A 4,418-nucleotide genomic window follows, 5' to 3' on the forward strand; every position below is an offset into this window, starting at 1 on the left:
GTACCTCAACTCACGCGCCTCTCATCCCGACGCTGACCTTTCAGGTACATCGCGGGGCTTCCCGTCTAAAAGCTAAAAAAGGCAAGAAAAAGAAAAAATGATTGGGGCGATCGCCCCAACTGAGAGTCAACAAAAATCACTATTGAAGTCGTACAGACGTGAATAAATTCTATGGATATAAAGTCGCTCCTCCACAAAGACAACTTGTTCAAACACCTGATAGTTCCTCCTGGCAAAAGAATCTCTCTTGCTAAAGACTACGATCCAGGCTTTAGGCTCGATGGTTTGTCCAAGAAAGACGCTGGGGAACTTCTCCAGATTGGCATTGAACAAATGGCGGAGTATCAGGACAAGCTGTATGCCCAAAATACCTACGCCCTACTCATTATTTTTCAGGCTCTAGACGCAGCCGGGAAAGACGGAACCATCAAGCACGTCATGTCAGGATTAAATCCCCAAGGGTGTCAGGTTTTTAGCTTCAAAGCCCCGTCTGATGAGGAACTGGATCATGATTATTTGTGGCGTTCTTTTAAGGCATTGCCTGAACGGGGACGTATTGGCATCTTTAACCGCTCGTATTACGAAGAAGTGCTCGTGGTGCGGGTTCATCCTGCAATTTTGAATAGACAGCAGCTTCCCCCAGAGGTGAAAGGACCGAAAATTTGGAAACAGCGGTTTGAACAGATTAATGCTTTTGAAAAGTATTTGGTGGAGAATGGCGTTGTCATCCTCAAATTCTTTCTCAATGTCTCAAAAGAGGAGCAAAAACAGCGCTTTCTGGAGCGAATTGATCGCCCTGAAAAGAACTGGAAATTTTCAACGGGCGATGTGAAAGAGAGAGCCTACTGGGACGATTACATCAATGCCTATGAGGAAATGTTTAACCATACCAGCACCGATTGGGCACCGTGGTACATTATCCCGGCAGACCGAAAGTGGTTCACTCGATTAGCCGTTGGGTCTGTGGTCTATCAAACCCTACAATCCCTTAACCTGAGCTATCCAGAAGTGAGCGCCGATCATAAAGTGGAACTGCTGAAGGCAAAGGAGATGCTAGAGTCAGAAGATAAAACCTAACGGTCGGTGATCGAACCCAGCACCCACACACTGCCATAGCACAGCCGCCCAATTAAGATTTCCGTGCTGTGATCGCCCTCCGTTTGCTCTGCCTAAAGGGTACCAATCCGGCGAACGCCGTGTGCGACTAACCAAGTGATGCCAATAATCAGCAGCGCACCGATTAAGGCAGGCAGCAGATTGATCGTAATCTAGGGCATCTTGGGGGGTGACAGTCATAATCACCCGATTATTGACTTGGAGAATGGCGATCTGGCGAGTTGGATCGTATTGGACGGTCACGGGATCGAGCGATCGCGACTGACTGAGAAGCCCCGCAATCCGACGATTGATAATGTGGGCGCGATCGCCCGCCTCTAGATTGCCGATACTGCCCACCTGAAAAATAGGCTGTCCACGCACCACCACATCCGCAAAGAAAGTATCTGGGGTGGGGGGAGCCGTGGGTAGAGTCGTGGAACTCGGTGGAGTCAGCACCTCTACGCTGGTATCGGGTGCATCAGGACTCTCTTGCGTGTACAAGGCTGGAGCTAAACCCACGACGCTTAAGCATCCAAACCCAACCAGGAGAGAGTACCACCGCTGTCGCCTAGAATCGAGTAAGGGGTGTCATCGTGGGGGGTGTCCATGGGTTCCTGCCATTGCCTACGATTCACGAACCATCCCCAAAATACACCACCTTGCTTTCCCAATTCTTTACTTTTTTTCAGTATGCTGAAAGCTGAGCCATGCTTCAAGCGTTATGAAACTCCTGTTAGTCGAAGATGATGAGCGAATCTCTCTGTCTTTGTTAGAAGCATTGACGGATCAACACTATATTGTGGATGTAGCTGTAGATGGACAGGAAGGTTGGGACTTCTTTGAAGCGAGTTCCTACAGCCTCATCATTCTCGATATTATGTTGCCTAAAGTAAACGGTATTACTCTATGCCAGCGCATCCGCCGTTCTGGAAGTTCTGTGCCTGTCTTGATGTTAACGGCAAAAGATACCAGTGCGGACAAAGTCATGGGGCTAGATGTGGGAGCCGATGACTACGTGGTTAAACCGTTTGATTTGAAAGAGTTTTTGGCTCGTATTCGCGCATTGTTGCGTCGTGGTGCGGATTCCTTGCCTCCTGTTCTAGAATGGGAAAACCTCCAGCTTGATCCGGCAACGTGCACGGTGATCTACGGTGGAAAACCTCTGAATTTGACCCCCAAGGAATACAGTCTTTTAGAATTGCTGCTACGGAATAACGGACGCGTGCTGAACCCAAATTTTATTTTGGATCAACTGTGGTCATTTGACGATCTACCGGGCAAAGAGACCGTTAAAGTCCATATTCGCGGACTGCGGCAAAAATTGAAAGCAGCGGGAGCCAGCAATGACTTTATTGAAACGGTTTATGGCCTGGGGTATCGACTCAATCCATCGCTTTAAGCCCCCTAAACCGTCTCCCACAATGACGAACGGATCGGAGCTGAATACGTCGCAATCCATCCGCCCAAAGACATCGCTCTCGCCCCAATTGCGTGCCCTATCGGTTCGGCTATTGCTTTCGTATCTAGGCGCAATGGGTGCGGTGGTTAGCCTCTCTACGATTGCAACGTACCATATCGTTGCCCATACGCTCTATCAGCGGGTCGATCAGCAATTAGCGATCCTGGCCGAGGCCGCAGCCCATACCCTGCCTGAGGTGTTAGCAGATCAGGATGAAGAGACGCGATCGCCCCTGCTCTCAATGGATGATGATGATGATTTGGATATTCCCTGGCAAAACATTCGGCAAGAACACCAAAGTATTGAATGGTTTGATGCCCAGGGGCAATTAATTACAAGGACGGGAAAATATCTTGCCGATCGCCCCTTAGATCCTCAAGAGCGGCCTCAGCAGGACGATGACGTTCGCTTTTTAACGGTGCCCGTCTATCGTTCGTCTATCAATTTATTCGACGAAACCGACCAAGACCAGGAATTACAAGGATATGTGCGTGTGAGTGAATGGATGGAGGATGAAGAAGATGAACTGGAACGCGTGTTTACAGGGATGCTGTGGGGTGGAGGGATTGCAGTTGTTTTAATTGGTGTGACGGGATGGTGGCTTACCCAGCGATCGCTCCAGCCCATAGAACGCAGTTTTCGTCAGCTTCAGCAATTTACAGCGGATGCCTCCCACGAACTTCGTAGCCCCCTCACCGCAGTACGGACAGCCGTTGAGGTAATGCAAAGTCATCCCGAACGGATTCATGTCTCGGATGTGTCGAAACTAGACGCGATCGCCAGTGCTACCCGTCAGATGGGCGAATTGGTGGACGATCTCCTCCTCCTGGCCCGCGCCGATACCTGTGCGTCTACCGTTCGGTCAGGACTCTTCATTCCGCTCAATGAGGTACTAGAAGATTTGATAGACGATCTACAATCCCAGGCGATCGCTAATGGAGTAACGTTGACCTTAGCAGACTGTCCAGAGGCCAATGTTCGAGGAGATGCGAACCAGCTTAAACGTCTATTTCGTAACTTAATTGAAAATGCCGTAAGCTATACGCCTGACGGGGGGGACGTCATTGTTGTTTTATCGTACGCCCATTCGCCCTATGAACAGATTCAGGTGCACGTTCGCGATACGGGCATAGGGATTGCACCGGAACATCTCCCCTTGGTCTTTGATCGCTTTTGGCGGGCAGATCAGGCGCGATCGCGGCGAGAGGGCGGATCGGGATTAGGACTGGCGATCGCCCAAGCCATTGCCCAATCCCATGGAGGCTCGATCCAGGTACGCAGTGAATTAGGGGTAGGCAGTTGCTTTCAAGTCATTCTTCCCAAGGCTTAATATCAAAGCATTCTCAACTCAAAACTCAAAATTCAAGGCTGGTCTACCGTCTTTCCCAGTTCTTTACCTTCAATCGCCTATCGTTGAATTGTAATGACACTCACCTTTTGAAGGAGTAATCATGGCGAATATGAATCGCGTCGTTGTCTTCGGAGCTGTCGGAACGTTAAGCTTACTGAGCTTGATCGGATGCAGCAATACACCTCAAGCATCGACGGCGGAATCCCCGTCGATGACAGCTTCAGAACCTGCTTCAGCCTCGAAAGCAGCGGACTATCAACCCCTATTTGATGTCGTTTCGGCTTTGTTGCATGATTAGAAAAACGGTCAGGTTCGCCTTGAGAGTGTCCTGGTATTAACCTTCAACCTTGTAGCTATCGGGTTTAGCGATCTGAATCATGCGGTTGAGCGCAACACATTTGATGAACAATTCCACGGCTTGATTGTCAAATTGACGTGCACTGAGATTGCCCCCAAAAATAGTCTTAAAGCGGAACATGGTAGTTTCAGCAATCGAACGACGATGATAGC

6 protein-coding genes are annotated in these 4,418 nt (G+C 49.5%); 4 read left to right on the forward strand and 2 right to left on the reverse strand.

The genetic code is table 11. From position 1 onward, the window contains the following. The first annotated feature begins 171 nt into the window (after window positions 1–171). A complete protein-coding gene (locus IGR76_06230; GenBank protein MBF2078114.1) occupies window positions 172–1,077 on the forward strand; it encodes a polyphosphate kinase 2 family protein in 906 nt (301 codons plus the stop codon). On the opposite strand, the gene IGR76_06235 is transcribed toward IGR76_06230, so the two are convergent. Beyond that, entirely contained in the window at window positions 1,060–1,617 is a 558-nt protein-coding gene (locus IGR76_06235) for a hypothetical protein (GenBank protein ID MBF2078115.1), read from the reverse strand. The genes IGR76_06230 and IGR76_06235 overlap by 18 nt on opposite strands. Before the next feature lie 202 nt (window positions 1,618–1,819). Between IGR76_06235 and IGR76_06240 the strand changes: the two genes are divergently transcribed. The 3 genes from IGR76_06240 (at window position 1,820) to IGR76_06250 (ending at window position 4,206) form a co-directional block, all read left to right on the forward strand. Continuing rightward, window positions 1,820–2,497: a response regulator transcription factor gene (locus tag IGR76_06240; GenBank protein MBF2078116.1), complete on the forward strand. Its 678-nt coding sequence runs from the start codon at window positions 1,820–1,822 to the stop codon at window positions 2,495–2,497. A gap of 22 nt (window positions 2,498–2,519) precedes the next feature. Further along, complete coding sequence (locus IGR76_06245) at window positions 2,520–3,887, forward strand: HAMP domain-containing histidine kinase (protein ID MBF2078117.1); 1,368 nt, start codon at window positions 2,520–2,522, stop codon at window positions 3,885–3,887. Window positions 3,888–4,008: 121 nt separating this feature from the next. Beyond that, complete coding sequence (locus tag IGR76_06250; GenBank protein MBF2078118.1) at window positions 4,009–4,206, forward strand: hypothetical protein; 198 nt, start codon at window positions 4,009–4,011, stop codon at window positions 4,204–4,206. Window positions 4,207–4,242: 36 nt separating this feature from the next. On the opposite strand, the gene IGR76_06255 is transcribed toward IGR76_06250, so the two are convergent. After that, the coding region (locus IGR76_06255) for an IS5/IS1182 family transposase (GenBank protein MBF2078119.1) at window positions 4,243–4,418 on the reverse strand (176 nt) is incomplete at its 5' end.

This window comes from Synechococcales cyanobacterium T60_A2020_003 (assembly GCA_015272205.1).
Taxonomy (GTDB): domain Bacteria; phylum Cyanobacteriota; class Cyanobacteriia; order RECH01; family RECH01; genus JACYMB01.

What these genes read in the sequence shown, in the direction of transcription:
- IGR76_06230 (MBF2078114.1), top strand. Translation starts at nt 172, where the DNA reads ATGGATATAAAGTCGCTCCTCCACAAAGACAACTTGTTCAAACACCTG.
- IGR76_06240 (MBF2078116.1), top strand. Translation starts at nt 1,820, where the DNA reads ATGAAACTCCTGTTAGTCGAAGATGATGAGCGAATCTCTCTGTCTTTG.
- IGR76_06245 (MBF2078117.1), top strand. Translation starts at nt 2,520, where the DNA reads ATGACGAACGGATCGGAGCTGAATACGTCGCAATCCATCCGCCCAAAG.
- IGR76_06250 (MBF2078118.1), top strand. Translation starts at nt 4,009, where the DNA reads ATGGCGAATATGAATCGCGTCGTTGTCTTCGGAGCTGTCGGAACGTTA.